General features: G+C 60.8%; 17 protein-coding genes. 5 read left to right on the forward strand and 12 right to left on the reverse strand.

What is annotated here, in order from left to right; genetic code table 11:
- Positions 1-36: 36 nt before the first annotated feature.
- The 11 genes from JJB09_RS14850 to JJB09_RS14900 form a co-directional block, all read right to left on the reverse strand.
- Entirely contained in the window at positions 37-774 is a 738-nt protein-coding gene (locus JJB09_RS14850; RefSeq protein ID WP_201659531.1) for an ATP-binding cassette domain-containing protein, read from the reverse strand.
- 10 nt (positions 775-784) lie between these two features.
- Positions 785-1,984 carry an alanine racemase gene (locus tag JJB09_RS14855; protein WP_201659534.1) on the reverse strand — a complete coding sequence of 400 codons (1,200 nt, stop codon included), beginning with the start codon at positions 1,982-1,984 and terminating at the stop codon, positions 785-787.
- A 14-nt stretch (positions 1,985-1,998) separates the two neighbouring features.
- The gene (locus tag JJB09_RS14860) at positions 1,999-2,973 is read right to left on the reverse strand and encodes an ABC transporter permease (RefSeq protein WP_246748730.1); all 975 of its coding nucleotides are present in this window, start codon (positions 2,971-2,973) and stop codon (positions 1,999-2,001) included.
- Between the two features lie 54 nt (positions 2,974-3,027).
- Positions 3,028-4,092 (reverse strand): substrate-binding domain-containing protein, encoded by a 1,065-nt coding sequence (locus JJB09_RS14865; protein WP_201659536.1) that lies wholly within the window; start codon positions 4,090-4,092, stop codon positions 3,028-3,030.
- 66 nt (positions 4,093-4,158) lie between these two features.
- On the reverse strand, positions 4,159-5,223 hold the full coding sequence (locus tag JJB09_RS14870) for a substrate-binding domain-containing protein (RefSeq protein WP_201659539.1): 1,065 nt from the start codon (positions 5,221-5,223) through the stop codon (positions 4,159-4,161).
- A gap of 51 nt (positions 5,224-5,274) precedes the next feature.
- On the reverse strand, positions 5,275-6,531 hold the full coding sequence (locus tag JJB09_RS14875; RefSeq protein WP_201659542.1) for a M20 family metallopeptidase: 1,257 nt from the start codon (positions 6,529-6,531) through the stop codon (positions 5,275-5,277).
- A complete protein-coding gene (locus JJB09_RS14880) occupies positions 6,528-7,742 on the reverse strand; it encodes an ROK family protein (protein ID WP_201659545.1) in 1,215 nt (404 codons plus the stop codon). The genes JJB09_RS14875 and JJB09_RS14880 overlap by 4 nt, the downstream gene beginning before the upstream one ends.
- 303 nt (positions 7,743-8,045) lie before the next feature.
- Positions 8,046-8,936: an ABC transporter permease gene (locus JJB09_RS14885; protein WP_246748731.1), complete on the reverse strand. Its 891-nt coding sequence runs from the start codon at positions 8,934-8,936 to the stop codon at positions 8,046-8,048.
- Positions 8,933-9,814 (reverse strand): ABC transporter permease, encoded by an 882-nt coding sequence (locus tag JJB09_RS14890; protein ID WP_201659548.1) that lies wholly within the window; start codon positions 9,812-9,814, stop codon positions 8,933-8,935. Before JJB09_RS14890 ends, JJB09_RS14885 begins: the two co-directional genes overlap by 4 nt.
- Positions 9,807-10,886: an ABC transporter ATP-binding protein gene (locus tag JJB09_RS14895; RefSeq protein ID WP_201659550.1), complete on the reverse strand. Its 1,080-nt coding sequence runs from the start codon at positions 10,884-10,886 to the stop codon at positions 9,807-9,809. Before JJB09_RS14895 ends, JJB09_RS14890 begins: the two co-directional genes overlap by 8 nt.
- Positions 10,887-10,982: 96 nt before the next feature.
- Positions 10,983-12,134, reverse strand: coding sequence for an extracellular solute-binding protein (locus tag JJB09_RS14900; protein WP_201659552.1), 1,152 nt, complete (start codon positions 12,132-12,134; stop codon positions 10,983-10,985).
- Positions 12,135-12,557: 423 nt separating this feature from the next.
- Between JJB09_RS14900 and JJB09_RS14905 the strand changes: the two genes are divergently transcribed.
- Positions 12,558-13,052: a histidine kinase gene (locus JJB09_RS14905; protein ID WP_201659555.1), complete on the forward strand. Its 495-nt coding sequence runs from the start codon at positions 12,558-12,560 to the stop codon at positions 13,050-13,052.
- Positions 13,053-13,277: 225 nt separating this feature from the next.
- Positions 13,278-13,628, forward strand: coding sequence for a hypothetical protein (locus tag JJB09_RS14910; protein ID WP_201659558.1), 351 nt, complete (start codon positions 13,278-13,280; stop codon positions 13,626-13,628).
- 112 nt (positions 13,629-13,740) lie between these two features.
- On the opposite strand, the gene JJB09_RS14915 is transcribed toward JJB09_RS14910, so the two are convergent.
- Positions 13,741-14,844: a saccharopine dehydrogenase family protein gene (locus tag JJB09_RS14915; protein WP_201659560.1), complete on the reverse strand. Its 1,104-nt coding sequence runs from the start codon at positions 14,842-14,844 to the stop codon at positions 13,741-13,743.
- A 121-nt stretch (positions 14,845-14,965) separates the two neighbouring features.
- Here JJB09_RS14915 and JJB09_RS14920 point away from each other — a divergent pair, with 121 nt between their 5' ends.
- The 3 genes from JJB09_RS14920 to JJB09_RS14930 all read left to right on the forward strand — a co-directional run bounded on the left by JJB09_RS14920 (position 14,966) and on the right by JJB09_RS14930 (position 17,345).
- Complete coding sequence (locus JJB09_RS14920; protein WP_201659563.1) at positions 14,966-15,400, forward strand: Lrp/AsnC family transcriptional regulator; 435 nt, start codon at positions 14,966-14,968, stop codon at positions 15,398-15,400.
- 179 nt (positions 15,401-15,579) lie between these two features.
- Complete coding sequence (locus tag JJB09_RS14925; protein ID WP_201659566.1) at positions 15,580-16,443, forward strand: D-amino-acid transaminase; 864 nt, start codon at positions 15,580-15,582, stop codon at positions 16,441-16,443.
- A gap of 38 nt (positions 16,444-16,481) precedes the next feature.
- Positions 16,482-17,345 (forward strand): ABC transporter substrate-binding protein, encoded by an 864-nt coding sequence (locus JJB09_RS14930; RefSeq protein ID WP_201659568.1) that lies wholly within the window; start codon positions 16,482-16,484, stop codon positions 17,343-17,345.
- Positions 17,346-17,357: the final 12 nt, after the last annotated feature.

Here is a 17,357-nt window from a genome sequence, read left to right on the forward strand (position 1 = left end):
TGTACGCCCGATTGAAAAGCAGTCGTCGCTGCGCGACTATTGCACGCCCGTGATCATTGAAACGATCTCGTTCTTGTCGGTCTCCGATGTCTTGCGGATGCCGATCTGCTTTCCCCGGCGCAGCACGCAGATGCGGTCAGACAGCTTGAACACCTGATCGAGGCTGTGGCTGATGATCAGCACGCCGATATTGCGCGATTTCAGCGATTGCACGATCGCCTCGACCTTGGCTGTCTCGGCCACGCCCAGCGCCGCTGTCGGCTCATCGAGCAGGATCAGTTTTTTTGCCCATCGGGTGGCGCGCGCAATCGCCACGCCCTGCCGCTGGCCGCCCGAAAGATCCTTGATCGTCGCATGGGCGGACGGGATGCGGACGTCGAGTTCCTGTACCAGCTTTTCGGTCTCGGCGATCATTGTCTTGCGGTCGAGCAAGCCGATGCCGTTGGTCAGCTCGCGACCGAGGAACATGTTCATGTAGACCGTCTGCTGGTCGGCCAGCGCCAGATCCTGGTACACGACTTCAATGCCGTGCGAGCGCGCCATCGTCGCGCTCGACATGGCAACCGTGTCGCCTTCGATGGTGATCGTGCCCGACGACGGCGCATAGACGCCGGAGATGATCTTGATCAGCGTCGATTTGCCGGCGCCATTGTCGCCGACCAGCGCCACGATCTCGCCGGGATAGATCTCGAGCGAGAAGTTCTCGATCGCCACGACGGCGTCGAAATTCTTCTTGATGTCCTTGAGCTCCAGGACGGGTGCGGAAGCATTCATCACATATCCCTCAAACCGGCCAGGCTTCGGTCTCGCCGAAGCTGTTCTCGATTGTTTCGACCTTGGGCTGCCCCGTGGAAATACCGGATACGCCGACCACATAGGCACGGGTGACGAAAGCCTGGCCGCGGAAACCGAACACGGCGGTATCGCCCGGCTTGGGCGCATTGGGCCCGGACGCATCGATCATGGCGTAGTAGTCGATCATCGATGGCGGCGGAACCTCGACACTGCGGAGCGCAGAGGCGGCGACAGTCGGTTCGTCCGAGACGATCGCCTTGACATCATAATCAGGGAAGATCGGATCGATATAGAAGCCGCCGCCGAAGCAGTAAGCCTTGCCGCCGGAGAGATGCGAGACCTCGGTGAGGTAGCAGACCGCCGGCAACTCCGGCAGGTCCTCGACCGCATGCAGCGCGGTCGTGCCATGCAGGCCGTTGCCGGGTTCGCACTGGGTGGCACCGGCATTGGCGAGGGCCTCCAGCAGCACGGACGATGTCGTGCCCGGCGCGTTGACCTCGATGTCCCTGCGGCCGGCTTTGGCTAGCGCTTCGGCAGCCTTGGTCAGCGTTGCGAGATTGTGGGTCGGGACGACCTTGCGGGTCTGGTGATCGAAAAGCAGGGCCGGAAAGGTGGTGATGCCGGCAAAGCGTCCGCCATCCAGCCGGTCGAATGCGTCGGCGACTTCAGCGATATCGGCGGCATCGAAGCCACCCTCATGGCCACGGTAAAAGGTATCGCCCTCGGCCTTGATGCGGGCGAGCAGGTTCTGCACATAGCCGGCGGCCTTTGCCCCTGCTGCCGCTTCGTCCGCCTTCACATCGTTGAAAACAGTCCAGTAGTCGGGCTTGAACGCCGCCGCTGCGGCGTTTGCCTCATGGCGCGCAACCTGCTGCAGATGGCCGAGATGCCCGACCTTCAATCCGGCGCGATGGGTGGCACGCGCACAGGCCATGTCGACGGCGACAGAGCGATCGATGCCGCCGCGTATGACAGCATGCGAAAACGAACTGGCGCGACCGACCTGTTTGGTCATCGCGAAGATCTTGAGGCCGAGCCGGTCGGCTTCGGTCTTCATTACGCGGGCATTGGCTTGCACCGCGTCGAGATCGAGCACGTAGGAATTGACCGGGATCCTGCCTTCGCGATGCAGCGCCATGGCTGCCTCGACGAATTTCGGATTGCGGCGGCGGAGAATGTCGAGAAACATGAGAAAACCCTTCCTCAGCGCTGCTTTTCGCGGAGCGACACGGCGACCGCTGCAAGAATGATGAGACCACGGACGATCATCTGGTCGGAAACGGAAAGCCCCATCAGGATCAGGCCGTTGTTGAGCATGCCCATCATCAGCGAACCGACGAGCGCGCCAACGATCGAGCCCTTGCCACCGTTGAGCAGCGTGCCGCCGACGATGACAGCGGCAATGACCGTCATCAGGTCTGTCTCCCCGAGCGTGTACTTGGCCGCCTGCAGCCGCCCGGCATAGAGCAAGCCAGCCAGACCGGCGAGGCCGCCGCTGAGCATCATCACGGCGAGGCGGATGCGCGGCACCTTGATGCCCGAGACGCTGGCTGCGCGGGCATTATCGCCCACCGCCAGCACATGCGCGCCGAAACGCGTCTCGCGAAAGATGATATGGCCCACCGCGATGGCGATGGCGGTCCACCAGATCAGCGAGGGAATGCCGAGCAGCGAGCCGGAGCCAAAGAAGCCGGTAAACGTCGCATCGGTGACGGGCACCGAACGCAGGTTGGTCAGGGAACGCGCGACGCCGGCAAACAGGCCCAACGTGGCGAGCGTGACGAGAAAGGACGGCAGACGGACATAGGCGACGAGCACGCCATTGGCGAACCCGATCGCCAGCCCGGCGCCAAGCCCTGCAAGAATGCCCGGCACCATGCCGTAGCTGCCCATGATCACGGCAGCGCTGAGCGCCGATACCGCCACGATCGAGCCGATGGACAGATCGATTTCACCGGCCGACAGCACGAAGACCAGGCCGATCGCCATGATCGTCACCGGCGCGGTCTGCAGCACGATGTTGGAGAGGTTTCGCGCTGTCAGGAAGCCGCTGTCCTTCAGCACCACCGCGAAGAACAGGAAGATCGCGACGAAGCCGAAATAGACGACATACTGCTGGAGATTGATGCGGCGTTTCATGGTCACGACCGGTGCGCCTGTTTTGCTGACGGTAGACATAACGTTCTTCCGAATTGGGAAATACGGCGGGAGGGGATGCCTCCCGCCTGAGTGTTACTTCAGGGCGTCGGCGATGCTCGCCGGCACATCCTTGTTGAGCGACTTCTTCCAGCCGTCCTTCACCGTATCCTTGGTGACGGCAAGCGAGTCGACAACCAGGAACGGTGCGGCCTGTTTGCCGATCAGCGAACCTGCCGACGCGCGCGCCACAGTGACACCGATATTGTAGGCTTCATCGGCGACCAGGGCCGCGACATTGCCACCCTTGATCATGTCCAGCGCCGCCGGCTCGTTGAGGTCGAGTGCGACGATCTTGGTATGAGAGTTGCCGGCCGAACGCAGCGTCGAAAGCACGCTCAGCGCAGGCTCGGCCCAGGTAACGTAGATGCCGTCGAGATCGGGATTTTGAGTGATCATCGCCTGCGCGATTTCCTCGGCGCGCGCCGGATCGGCCATGCCGGCCTCGGCGACGATCCTCATGTCGGGATAGTCCTGCTCGATAGTCTTCTTGAAGGCCTGGTCGCGCTGGTTGGTCACGTAGAAATCGGCATCGTGAAAGATGTAGCCGACCTTGCCCTTTTTGCCCAAGGCTTCGGCCATGGCGACGCCGGCCTTGTGGCCCATCTGGAAGAGGTCGTCGGAAACGATCGTCACATAGTCCCTGCCCTGCTCATAGCCGGCAGGCGAATTGTCGACGAAGCCGAGTTTGACCCCGGCCTTGAGCGCCGGTTCATAAACCGTGGCAGCACTGGCGGGATCAACAGGTAGCGACAGAATGATCGCCGGCTTCTTGGCGAGCACGGTCTCGATATCGGATTTCTGCCGGGCGGCATCGAAGCCGGCATTGGTCTCGGCGATGACCTCGATGCCCAGACGCTTGAATTCGTCACGCGCCCCGGCGTTGACTGCCGTGGTGTATTCACTCATCTCGTGCCAGACGAGTGCTGCGGTGTACTTGCCGTCCCTGATCTTCTGCTCTTCAGCCTGCGTCAGCACATAGCTTGAGGCGGGCGTGGGCTTCTCGCCGTGCGGGCCGCTGGTTACGCCATCGGCGGCGAAAGCATGGGTGGTGACGAATGCGGCCGCGAGGCTCAGCGATAGCGTTGCCAATTTACGCATGGGGAACTCCTCCTGAAAACAACAATTGGTCAGCCGGTGGCGGCATGCGCCACCGGCCAATAGCGATCATTTTGCCGCGTCGAGGACCGATTGCGGCGCATCGCGGTTGAGCGATTCCTTCCAGCCTTCGGACACATTGGCCTTGGTGACGGTCAGAGCAGGCGCGACGATGAAGGCCGGGGTCTGTTCGCCGAGCAGCGACTTCAGGCCGGTCGCGGCCATGGTGCGGCCAAGCTCGTAGGCCTTGTCGGCAACCAGCGCGGTCACGTTGCCGCCCTTGACCATGTCGAGGCCAACCGGCTCGGAAAGGTCGAGCGTGACGATCTTCGTATGCTTGTTGCCGGCTGCGCGCAAAGCTGCGAGCACACCATCGGCCGGCTCCGCCCAGGTTACATAGATACCGTCGAGGTCGGGGTTCTGCAGCAGCATGGCACTCGCCAGTTCCTCGGCGCGGGCCGGATCGGAAATGCCCTGTTCGGCCACGATCTTGATGTCGGGATAGTCTTTCTCGATCGTCGACTTGAACGCCTGGTCACGCTGGTTGGTCACATAATAGGTGGCGTCATGGAAGATATAACCGACCTTGCCCTTCTTGCCGATCGAAGCCGCCAGCGCATCGGCTGCCTGCTTGCCCATCTGGAAGAGGTCGTCGGTGACGATGGCAGCATAGTCGGTGCCATGCTTGTAGCCGGCCGGCAGATTGGACAGGAACACCAGCTTGGTGCCGTCCTTGACTGCCTGTTTGAAGGCTTCGGCCGAGGTCGTCGGGTCGAGCGGCAGCGCCAGGATCACGTTCGGCTTGGCGGCGAGCGCCGTTTCGATGTCGCTGCGCTGCTTGGCTGCATCGAAGCCCGCATCCGTGGTCACCACAACCTCGACGCCGGCCTTGGCGAATTCGTCCTTGGCACCGGCCGAAACGGCATTGGTGAAGTCCGACGAGGTGTGCCAGAGAAGCGCGGCCTTGTAGCCCTTGCCCTTCAGCTTGGCGAGATCGGCATCCGAAAGCTTGATTTCGGCGCTCTGCGTCGCGGCCTCTCCGGAAGGACCGACCGTCTGCGCATGCGCAAGAACCGGTGCGGCGATCAATGCGCTGGCGAGCAGCGCTGCATTCAACATTTTCCTCATCAGCATTGTCGTGTTCCCTTTTTTCGACGTGTTGACAGTGATTTTATGAGCTCGGCCCTATTCCTCCACGCCGCAGTAGCGCGCCATGAACGTGGCAAACGCGACGATGCCGGCGAGGTATTCCTCGATGTCGACATGCTCCTCGAACGTATGGCAGTTGCGGATGTCGCCCGGCGCGCAATAGACGGCAGGCACGCCCAGCCGATTGACGAAGAACGGCGATTCCGACCAGAACGGCGCACCCTGGATCTCGCCCTTGCCCGCCATCGCCTCGCGCACGGCTCCGCAGAGCATTGCCACTTCGGGCAGGTTTGGATCGATCTCCGCGGCCGATCCCCCCACGGCATGGTCCCGCCCCGCCGGATAGGCGATATCGACCTTGATTTCCGGATCAGCGATCGCGCCACGAATGACCGCTTCCATTTCGGCTGCGGCATCGTCGAGCGATTCACCCGGCAGTAATTTGCGGATCAGCGAAAGCTTGCACTCCTCCGGAACGGCGATGAAGCCGCCGCCCGAAAGCCCAGTGATCAGCAGGAAGCCGCGTCCGATCAGCGGATGCTCGGCGCGCGCAGAAACCTCATCGGAGTGCTTCCAGAGCGCTGCCATGACAGCGTGGCTGGCCTTGAGCGCATCCTTGCCGAGTTCCGGCACGCCGAAATAGGCCGACTTGCCGGTGATGGTGATATCGGCGATGAAAAAGCCGATCTGTGCGGAATAAACCGCAAGCTGGGTCGGCTCGGTATAGACGACGAAATCAGGCTTGGCGATCTCGCCGGCTTCGATACGTGCCGTGTAGTCCTTGACGCCCGCGGACACGCCGGTTCCGGGCTGCCCACTTTCCTCGTCGCCGACGAAAGCAAAGGCCAGATCGCCCTTCAACCGGATGCCTGCCCGGTCGAGCAGCGACAGCGCCGCCAGCGACGTGCAGATACCCGCCTTGAGGTCGCCCGAACCGCGTCCCCAGATCTGCCCGTCGATGATGGGCGCTCCGAATGGATCCTCGCGCTCGGTGCCGGCCCAGTGCTCGCGCCAGCCATCGACATGCACCGTATCGGTATGGCCGATGAACTGCAGCCTTCTGCCGCCGCCTGCACCCTTGCGCTCACCCCAGATGTTGGGTCGACCGGGAAGGAAGTCGGCGACCTTGATGTTGTCGACCTTCCGCGCCTGCATTTCCTTCTGCAGCAAGCCGACGAAATTGGCCTCGTTGCCGGTGATGCTTTGCCTGCCGATCGCCGCGCGGAGCAACGCGACCGCATCATCCTTGTTGAGCGCGGCGCGCAGCCGCTGGGCGAGACTGTCTGCACTCATCGCGAAGCCTCCTTGAAGACCACGGCTTCCGCTGGTGGCAGCGACATCCGGCTATCAGGCGCATCTGCGCCGAACAGCGCATTGTGCAGATGGCTGAGTCCAATTGCTGCAGCACCGACGATCGCCGCGCGCGCGCCCAACACGCTCGCCTCGATCTCGACCGGATAGGGAAAGCACTGCGGCAGGAATTTGCGCACCCGCTCGATCAACTCTTCGCGCAGACCGATAGAACCGCCGAGAATGACCTTCTGCGGATTGGCGATCGCCGCAATAGCACCGATGCCGCGCGCCAAAAGCTTGGCGGTGTCATCAAGAACAGTCACAGCGTTGTTGTCGCCGGCAGCCGCCTTTTCGAAGATCGCTGGCACCGTGGCTTTCTGCCCCGCCAGTTGCTCGTAACGCTCGATGATGCCGAAGGAGGCAACCACCCGCTCATAGGCGCCAGTGCGAAGGGATTCAGGGTCGAAGGCATCGGCACCGAAGGGCAGGAAACCGAGTTCGCCCGCCGCATTGCTGACGCCGCGCACCAACTGACCGTTGACCATCAGCCCGCCGCCGATACCGGTGCCGAGGGCAATATAGGCGAGGTTATCGATTCCCTGCCCTTGTCCAAGCCAGTTCTCACCGATGACACAGAGATTGACGTCATTTTCCAGCGTCACATCGCAGCCCAGAGCTTTTTCGAGAGCGGCTGCAACATTCATCTGATCGAGGCCGGGAATATTCGGCGCCAGCAGGATGCGGCCCGTCGCCTGATCCGGCGCACCGGGGGCACCGATAACAGCCATGCGAATACGTTCGCGCGGAATGTTCTGGTGGCTTGCTGCCAGTTTGCAGAGCTCGGCGATCTGATCGACGACGAACTGTCCGCCCCGCGCGTCGGTCGGCGCCACCTCCTCTGCGAACACCTGACAGGCGAGATCGGCAATCGCCACGCGGACCTTGGTGCCGCCCAGATCGACCGCGGCGATGTAAGCCGCATCCGGGATCAGTTCGTAGGTGACGGCGGTGCGGCCGATATGGCCCGACGTACGGCCCGTTTCCTGTACCCAGCCGTCAAGCTCGAGCTGGCGGACGATTTCGGAGATCGTCTGCTTGGACAGGCCGGTCTGCTTGGAAATCGAAGCGCGAGAGATCGGCCCATTCTGGACGATCGCTTCCATGACGGCGCGTTGGGAAAACTTTCTGGAGATACGCAGGGTTTCGCTCACGACGTCCTCAATTAATTCGTTCAGTGACCGAACTATGTATCTGAGGAACGGATCTGTCAATGGGGTCTTGCACAAATGCAGGCGCACCGCCCCACCTCGGGGGAAAACCACGCGGCACATCGGAACGGGAGTTGGATCAAGAAAGAGGTGCGGCGGGACATCCGGGAAGGCAGCCCTTGCCCGCCCGCCGATACGTGCGCTCTATGTGTGGAAGGTGCGGCGCGCCGAGCTGGCGTCGTCCTTTGGCGCATCCACGGAGCACGGCGCCATCAAGGAAAGGCGGGATCGGTTACCCCGCCTGCTTCAAGCGATTTCAGGCGCGCGGATTTTCTTCCGGGCCCTGAAATAGCGAACCGTCTCCCAACCGATGGCACCGCCAATGGTCAGCAACATCATTGCCAGCCCGAGCGCATTGACGGCCGGCGTCAATCCCGCCCGGACTTTTGCGGCGATGAAAATGGTCAGCGGCGTCTCGACACCACGCACGAACAGTGTCGTGTTGTAGTTCTCGAAGGACTGCAGGAAGGCGATGCAGCACGCCGCCAACAATGATGGCCGCAGATAGGGCAACAGGATGCGGCGAAAGACGTAGCTGCGCGAGGCGCCGAGCCCGAGCGCGGCTTCCTCCATGGTCCTGTCGAAACGCTGCAGCCGCGCGGCGACCATCAGCATGACGAAGGAGATGATGAAGCTCGATTGCGCCAGGATGCTGAGCCCGATGCCGCCGCCGACGCCCACCCGCCGCCAGAACAGCAGCGTCGCGATACCGATGACCACGCCCGGCGTCAGCAGCGGCGAGACCATCAGCGCATAAAAGAAGCCGCGTGAACGCCCGTGCAGGCTGGAGAGCACCAGCGCTGCTGCCGTGCCGGTCGGCAGCGAAATCGCAATCACGCCGGCCGCGATCACGATGGAGCTCCACAGCGCTTTCCACATCTCGGTGTCGTTGGCCAGCGCCTCCACCCATTGCAGGGTCGTGCCCAGCCATGGCGACACCGTGGGAAAGCTGCTCTTGTTGAAGGTCGCAGCCGCCAGAATCGCCAGAGGCGCAAACAGGTAGACGAAGAAAACCAGCAGGTAGGCACGGAAGGCGATGCGCGGCATCGCATCCACCATTCGGAAAGCCACCGCCCGCGGCAGGGTGCTGCTCTTGCGCTCGGTCATGAACGCGGCATCAGATCGAGTAAGTGTCATTTGATTGCGCTCGTAAGGCTGACGCGGAACAATCGAAGGGTGCCGAGCACCACGGCGATGCAGAGAACCAGGAGCGTCGCGCCATAGGCTGCACCGCGGTTCCAGTTTCCGCTTTCGAAGAACCAGTCGTAGATCAGCTGGGTGAACCAGCGGCTGCCCGGCGCGCCGAGCAGCGCTGGCGCCATGTAGCTTCCGGCGGCCAACATGAAGGTGAAGACACAGCCGGTGGCAATACCGACCTTCGCATGCGGCAGCACGATCCGCCGATGAATCCGTACGGTTCCCGCCCCGAGATCGCGCGCAGCCTCGATCTGCGCCCGCTCGAGATTGCTGATGGCATTGTAGATCGGAAACAGCATGAACAGGATATAGGCATAGGTCATGCCCGCCAGCACGCCCCCGTCCCCGTACCACCTGATCGGGGCATCCAGAACGCCCACCTTGAGAAGCACGGCGTTGAGCGGCCCCTCGAAAGCGAGAAGGATATACCAGGCCAGGCCGCGCAGCACCTCGTTCATCAGATAGGGTATCGTCAGGATCAGCAGCACGATGCCGGTCTGGCGGGCTGTCAGCACCTGCGCCATCCAGTAGGCCAGTGGATAGCAGAGCAGGAAAGTGACCAACGTCACAAGGCCGCTCGACCAGACCGTCTTGAGAAAGATCCAGCCATGGCTCTGGTGCCCGAGCAGGTAGAGATAGTTGTTGAGCGAATACACATCCTTTGTGCCGCCGACCTGCGCCGCCGGCAGGTTGGGACGCAATGAAAAGTCGAGCATGGTGAGATTGGGGATCAGCACAAGGCAGACCAGCCACAACGCCACCAGCAGCATGAACAGCGCCCCGAGCACGCCGCCAAAACGTTGAAACAACTCAGTCATGGGCAAGAACGATCGCATCGTGCCGGGAAAAGCCTGCGACAAATTCAGCGCCGATTCCGGGCGCCTCGCCCAGCTGGCGATGCGGGATGGCAACCTGCACATTGACCGGCTCATTCGAATGCCTGACGATCCCATGCGCGGTCGCGAACGCACCCTCGAAGTCGAAGCGTTCCGAGATGGCGGTCAGCCGGTTCTCCTGTCCCTGATGATTGACGCAAAGCGACTCGGGGCGAATATACATTCTAGCCTTCATGCTCGGCCGCAACCCGTCCCCGCCCCGCCCGACAAAGCGCCCATGAGCGCTCTCCAGCACGGCAAAGCCATCGAATGTTTCCACGACCGTCCCCGACAAAACGTTGTTTTCGCCGACAAATTCGGCAACGAAGGCAGTGGCCGGCTTTGTGTAGAGGTCGAGCGGCGCGCCGACCTGCTGCAATTGGCCTGCATTCATCACTGCCACCCGATCCGACATGGCCAGCGCTTCCGACTGGTCGTGGGTGATGTAGATGAAGGTGACGCCGGTGCGCTGCTGCAGTTCGCGCAGTTCGGCCCGCATCCGCTGCCGCAATTTCAGATCGAGCGCTGACAGCGGTTCATCCAGCAACAGGACCTGCGGCTCGATGGCAAGTGCCCGCGCGATTGCCACGCGCTGCTTTTGACCGCCGGACAGTTCATGGATCATCCTGTTGCCGTATCCAGGCAAGGCAATCAGGTCGAGCAGCCGGTCGGCCTGACGCCGACGCTCCTTCTTGCCCACCCCGCGCACCTCTAGGCCGAATGTGATGTTTTCCCACACCGGCATCAGCGGAAAAAGGGCGAGCGACTGGAAAATCATCGCGGTCGGACGGCGGTTTGCCGCCACGCCGGTCATATCCGCGCCGTTGATCAGGATGCGTCCCGACGTTGGCGTGAGAAAGCCGGCGATCATCCGCAAAAGCGTGGTCTTGCCGCAGCCGGAGGGCCCCAAAATCGAAAAGAATTCACCGGATTCGATATCGAGAGACATTCGCTTCACAGCCCTTGTGGCCGCGAAATTCATTTCGACATCGATCAGGCTAACAGTATTGGTCATGAGATACGCCAAACTAGAGCAGCGATTGTCAATCGCGCATAGTTGGGCAGCGGCCTGCCATGTGCAGAGCCGCTGCCCGTCAGACAGGGATGAAACTTACGCGCCGAGGAACTTGTCCTGATACTCGGTGCGCAGTTCGACGAACCAGCTCTCCTGAACCGGCCACCACCAAAGCTTCTCCAGCGCATCGCCCGGATAGGCGGCCTGGAAGAATGCCTTGGAATCCGCTGGCAGCAGCGCTTCGGCGCCCTTGGCCGTCGTGTTGACCTTGGCGTGGGCGGCATACATGGCGCCAGCTTCTGGCGTCAGCATCCAGTTGATGAACGCATAGGCCTGATCGACATTGGTGGCACCCACCGGGATCGAGATGCCTTCCATCCATGCCAGCGCCCCCTCCTTGGGAGAGATGTAGCCCACCGGCAGGCCTTCCTGCATCAGCCCGGCCGCCGTGGAATCCCAGGTCTGGCCGAGAACGCAGCCATTGGTACGGAACGCGCCCTGAGCCTCGTTCTGGTTCGACCAGAACTGGGCGATGTTGGCCTTGCGGGCAATCGCCTCCTTGACGATGACATCGTAGTTGGCGCGCATCGCCGCTTCATCCTTGAAGCTGTCGAGGAACGGCTTGGACAGCTTGCCTTCGGCTTCCAGCCACAGGGCAAGACCGACCAGGGCGGAATGACCACGTACGGTCACCTTGCCGGTCATTTCCGGCTTCCACAGATCGCTGTAGGACGCGGTTCCGTATGCCAGCGGCGCCTTTGCCGTGTCGAAGGCCAGCGCTTCGGTGCCCCAGTCGGTCGGCACCTGGTAACGCTTGCCATCGACGACAGCGCCAAGGGTTTCCGAGCTCTTGATGGCGCTGTCGATGCAACGGTCCCATTCGACCTTCTTTTCGTCGATCGGCTGGACAAGACCGGCCTCGACATAATTAGGCACACGGTCGAGCGCCGGCCAGATCACGTCGAAGCCCTGCCCCTGGTTGACCTTCATCAGGCTGAGAATCTCGTCATTGGTGCCGTAGGGCGTGTAGGTCGCCTTGATGCCGGTGGCCTTTTCGAAGGCCGCAAGCATCTCCTCGGAGATGTAACCGGCCCAGGCGCTGAGCCGTAGCTGGCCCGAGGTTGACTGGGAAAACGCCTTGCCGCCGATGAACGGCATGCTGAAGGCGGATGCGGCGGCTCCGAGCAGCACAGTCCTGCGCTTGATGTTGAAATCGGAACCTGTCGCAACCGGTTTGCCGTTGGCCATGTCGTACTCTCCTGAATTGCTACGCCGACAGAACTGTGGCGCTCATTTGCAGGGGGCTACTAGCAGCCGCTTGTGACAGCTAAATTACAGTTGGCTGATGGCAGGAAACCGATGAAATAACTGAAATTCGTTCCATATCAGGGGGATAGCCCAGTATCGGCCGACAATGCGATTTCTGTTTCATTTTGGCCGGCGATCTGCCACAAGACCGGCGGGGCGCGACCGCCGTTATCTTTAGAACGGGCTCGGGCGGGCGATTGACGTCTACCTCGCTGCCACGAGATCACGTGGCCGCCCTTATCACAGCCAGTACCGCCGAAATCGCACCACATACAGCAATTCTTCACGCGGAAACTCACGCGGCCTTAACCCAGGGCATGCTTGTTGCACCCTGCCGAAAATGGCAGTCAAAAGGAAATTTCGATGAAGACTCTTATTGCTGCAGCCGTGATGGTTGCGACATTCGCCGCCGCCGCCTGCGCCGAAACTCTGAACTTCCCGAGTGAAGCGCCGATCGCGTCGATCACCATCCCCGACAACTGGGGCCCGACTGAGACCGAATCCGGGATCGAGGCAACGTCCGATGACAAGGCAATCTATATCTCGATCGATATCGCTGATGCAAAGACCAGCGACAAGGTGATCGACGACGCCATCGCCTTCCTCGAGAAGAACGGCGTCAAAATCGACGGCTCGACCCAAAAGCAGTCCGATCAGAAGCTAAACGGCATGGACATGACCAACTTCGATTGGACCGGCACCGACTCCGAAGGGGACGTCAATATCGGCCTCTCCATTCTTTCCCCCAAGGCCGGCAAGCTTCTGGTCATCACCTATTGGGGCTCGAAGGGCACGCAGGAAAAGCACGCCCAGGTGCTCGGCGAGATCATCACGTCGCTGAAGCCTGCCGGCGAATGAAGCCAGCCGACGGTAGACGACTGTAGTCTGCAGGGTCGAGAAAACACGCCTGCCGGTCATGGCCATGGACCGTCGTGACCGCATGGCACGGCGACATGGTGACAGCGTGAAACTGACGCCGCGCAAACATGAACATGTCGTTCAGAACCGGTTCAGACGATGATGGCTAGGAGTAGCTCACAAGAACGAAGCGATTGAGTTTCCTTCTTAATTCGGAGAACCGCTATGAAAAAGCTCGCACTCGGAGCGCTTGCCGCCGTTGTCGCAACTGTATCGCTGGCCACTGTCGCTCAGGCTGACACACGCGGTCGGAATGAAGAATGGCGCCACGGAGAGCGTCATAATAATGACCGGGGCGACCGTCGCTGGAATGACCGTCGCGGGCATGACCATCGTTGGAGCGAACGCCGCTGGCATCACAATGGATGGCGTGGCTACGGTTGGCGCCACGGCTACGCATATGGCCCGCGCGTCGTCATCGCCCCCGGCTATCGCGACTATTGCTTCGTGAAAAAAGTTCGTCGCTACGACGACTGGGGCAACATGTATATCAAGCGCATCCGCGTCTGCCGCTAACGCGCAACCCAGTAGATCGGAATAAGGCCGCCCATCGAGGCGGCCTTCTTTCATTGCAATGCTGCGTTCCACTGGCCCGCATGGCGCGCCGGGCAGCTGTTTGGCCGAGGCCTTATTCGGCAGCCTTGGCCTTGGCAGAATCCATGTCGTAATAGTGGCCGAACCGGCTTCCCAAGAAACCGTCAAGGTCGATCTCTTCCTGACGGATGAAACCCTTGGCAGGCAGATCGCCGTTGGCCAGCATGTCGAGCACTGCGCAAATGCTGCATGCTGTCGTGATCTGGATCGCGCTCATCAGCTTGCCGGCAACGACGCCGCTATAGACCTTGTTGGCGTAGCTTTCCTGAACGAGACGGCCGTTCTTCTGGCCGGAAACGGTAACGAAGATGATCACCACATCCTGCATCGTCGACGGCAGGCTCTTCTCCAGAATGTCCTTCAGCACGTCGCGGCGATGACGAAGGCCGAGGTCATTGAGCAGCGCCTTCATGATAGCGGCGTGCCCCGGATATCGGACAGTCCGATAATTGAGCGTCCGAACCTTGCCCTTCAGCGTCTCGCACAGCGTGCCGAGACCGCCGGATGTGTTGAACGCCTCATAGCTCACGCCGTCCAGCGAGAATTCCTCGAGTTCCTCGAGCGCCGGGACCTCGATCAGCTTGCCTTCGACAATGGCTTCGCAGGGCTCGATATATTCGTTGATGATGCCGTCCGTGCTCCAGGTCAGATTATAGTTCAACGCATTGGAGGGATATTGCGGCAGTGCGCCGACGCGAAGGCGGACGCTTTCGAGCGTGTCGAAGCCACTTGTGATGTGGTTGGCGACGATGGAGATGAACCCTGGCGCCAGGCCGCATTGCGGAATGAAGGCGGTTTTGGCTGTTGCGGCGATCTGCTTGACCCGACGCGTCGATTCGACATCCTCGGTCAGATCCAGATAGTGGACGTCCGCTGCTGCTGCTGCCTCCGCAATCGCAATCGTCAACTGGAATGGCGCGGCGCTGAGGACCGCGAACTTGCCCTTGAGGAGATCGACCAGCGCGCCCTTGTCGGCGATGTCGATCTGAACTGTCGCAACACTGGGGTGAACGTCGATCTGGGCCAGTTGCTCTTTGCTCAAATCGGTGACCGTGACGTGATAGTCGCCGGAATTAGCCAGCAACCTAGCAATCGTCGAACCGATTTTGCCCGCGCCGATGACAACAACACTTTTCATAATTCTCTCCCCAAATATGCGAATGGTTGCCAATGGTGATGCGAAACGTGGTTGAATCAAAGCTGCGAATTGGATATTTTGCCGGTCTAAATCATCACTTTCGCCGATGGAATTGTGCAAAATGACGTTATCGAAGGTCGATAAGCATCTACTCTTTATACTCGCCGAAAATTCCCGTCTGACGACCGCAACGATCGCGCGGCAACTCGGGCTGTCCCGTACCACGGTACAGGCAAAGATTGAGAAGCTGGAGCGCGACGGCGTCATCACCGGCTACGGGGTGAGATTGTCGGACAGTTTCGAGGGAGACTTGGTCAAGGCGCATGTGATGATCACCCTGGCACCGAAGGCGCTCGGGCGGGTCACCACAGCGCTGAATGCGATTCGCGAGGTCAGAACGGTGCATTCCGTCAGCGGCACGTTCGACCTGATCGCGATCGTGGCGGCAGATTCGATCTCGGCCCTTGACGTGATCATCGATGCGATCGGCGGCATCGACGGCGTCGAACGGACTTTGTCGTCAATCATATTATCCACACGCATTTCGCGGGAGTAGCGGCGGGGCTTGCAACCGACCGCCCCCGGACTATCGCCTGCGGACAGCCGATCCCGACCATTCGTCCTCATACATGCGCAGCTTATGCAAATTTTGCATAAGGCTTGCAAAACAATGCATTGGTCAGCGTGCGATATTTTGCCTAGCGTTTGGCATACATACAATCGCGAGGCATTTTTGTGGGCAGGACTGTATATGTAAACGGATCGTTCGTGGCGGAGGAAGACGCCCGGATCTCGATATTCGACCGAGGCTTTCTCTTCGCCGACGGCATTTACGAAGTCACTGCGGTGATCGATGGCCGGCTGGTCGATAACGATCTTCACCTTGCACGGCTCGAGCGCTCCTTGCGTGAAATTGGCATACCAATGCCCGTCGCAAAAGAGCGGATACTGGAAATTCAGGCCGAACTGGTCCGCCGCAACGTCCTGCGCGAAGGCGTCGTCTATCTTCAGGTGACGCGTGGAGTCGCCGACCGCGATTTCAACTACGCCGAATCGATGGAGCCGTGCCTGGTCGGCTTCACCCAGGAAAAGAAGCTAGTCGATACGGCCGCCGGCCGCGACGGCGTCGCCGTCGATGTCGCCGACGATCCCCGTTGGGCGCGGCGCGACATCAAGACGGTCATGCTGCTCGGCCAGGTGCTCGCCAAGAAGAACGCAAAGAACAACGGTTTCCACGAGGTCTGGTTCGTCGAGGACGGCTATGTGACCGAAGGTGCCTCGTCGACGGCCTTTATCGTCAACGACCAGGGCACCATCATCACCAGGCCGAATTCGCACGCGGTACTGCCCGGCTGCACGCGGCGCGCGCTGCGCAAGATCGCGGAAGACGAAGGTGTGAAGATCGAGGAACGCACCTTCACCATCGAAGAGGCTTATACGGCCAAGGAAGCATTCCTGACCAGCGCGTCAAGCCTCGTCACCCCGATTATCAAGATTGCCGAACGCACGATCGCCGAGGGAACCCCCGGCCCGATCACGCGTCGCCTGCAAGCCATCTATCTGGATCTGGCGCGGACGCAGTCCGAACCGATCCTGTAGAAATACTGTATCTCCAACGACAACAAAGGAAGGGAACCATGAAAATTTCAAGCATCCTCAGCAACACGACCCGGGCCGCCTTGATGGCGACCGCACTCGTCACCGCCACCGCTAGCGCCGCGGCTGCTGCCGAAGGCTACGGCGATTGCCCGCTGACCGGCACCAAGGGCAGCGCATCGATCACGCCGGCCGTACCGGGCCAGTTCACCGTGATCATCAACCTGCCGGCTGTAGGCCAGTTCAACGGCGACACACCCGAGACGATCAAGAGCGGCTATGAATTCTGCATGGCCGTCAACATTGCCCACCGCCTCGGCCTGGAAAAGGTCAAGCTGGTCAATGCCTCGTTCGATTCGATCGTCGCCGGCCAGAACAAGAACTTCGATATCGCTCTGGCGCTGATTTCGGTGACCGAGCCGCGCAAGAAGGTTGTTGATTTCTCCACGCCTTACGCAACGTCCGACTACGGTGTCGCTGCCAAGGCCGGTTCGACCGTGAACGAAGAGTCGGTCAAGACCAGCCATGTCGGTGCTCAGGCCGGTACGACGTTGGTTCCTTTCCTTCAGGAGACGCTGAAGGTCGAGAATGTCGACGTGTTCGATGACACGGCGTCCATGTTCACGGCGGCTGCCGCCGGCAAGGTCGATGCTGTCATGACCGATCTCGGCATCGTTCTCGGCCAGGTCGCCAATTCCAATGGCAAGCTTGTCACGATCGGAAAGTATTCGACCGGCGGCGAGATGGCCGGCATCTACCAGAAGGGTTATACCAACGGCGCGGCGATTGACAAGATCATCGCAGACCTTAAAGCAGACGGCACTCTGAAAACCCTTGAAAAGGCTTACCTGCTCGAGTCCTTCGGCGGGGTATCTCCTGACGACATTCCGGCCTGGAAGCAGTAAGCCAAGGATAGA

This window comes from Phytoamicus setariae (assembly GCF_016722925.1).
GTDB classification, from domain to species: Bacteria; Pseudomonadota; Alphaproteobacteria; order Rhizobiales; family Rhizobiaceae; genus Rhizobium_E; species Rhizobium_E setariae.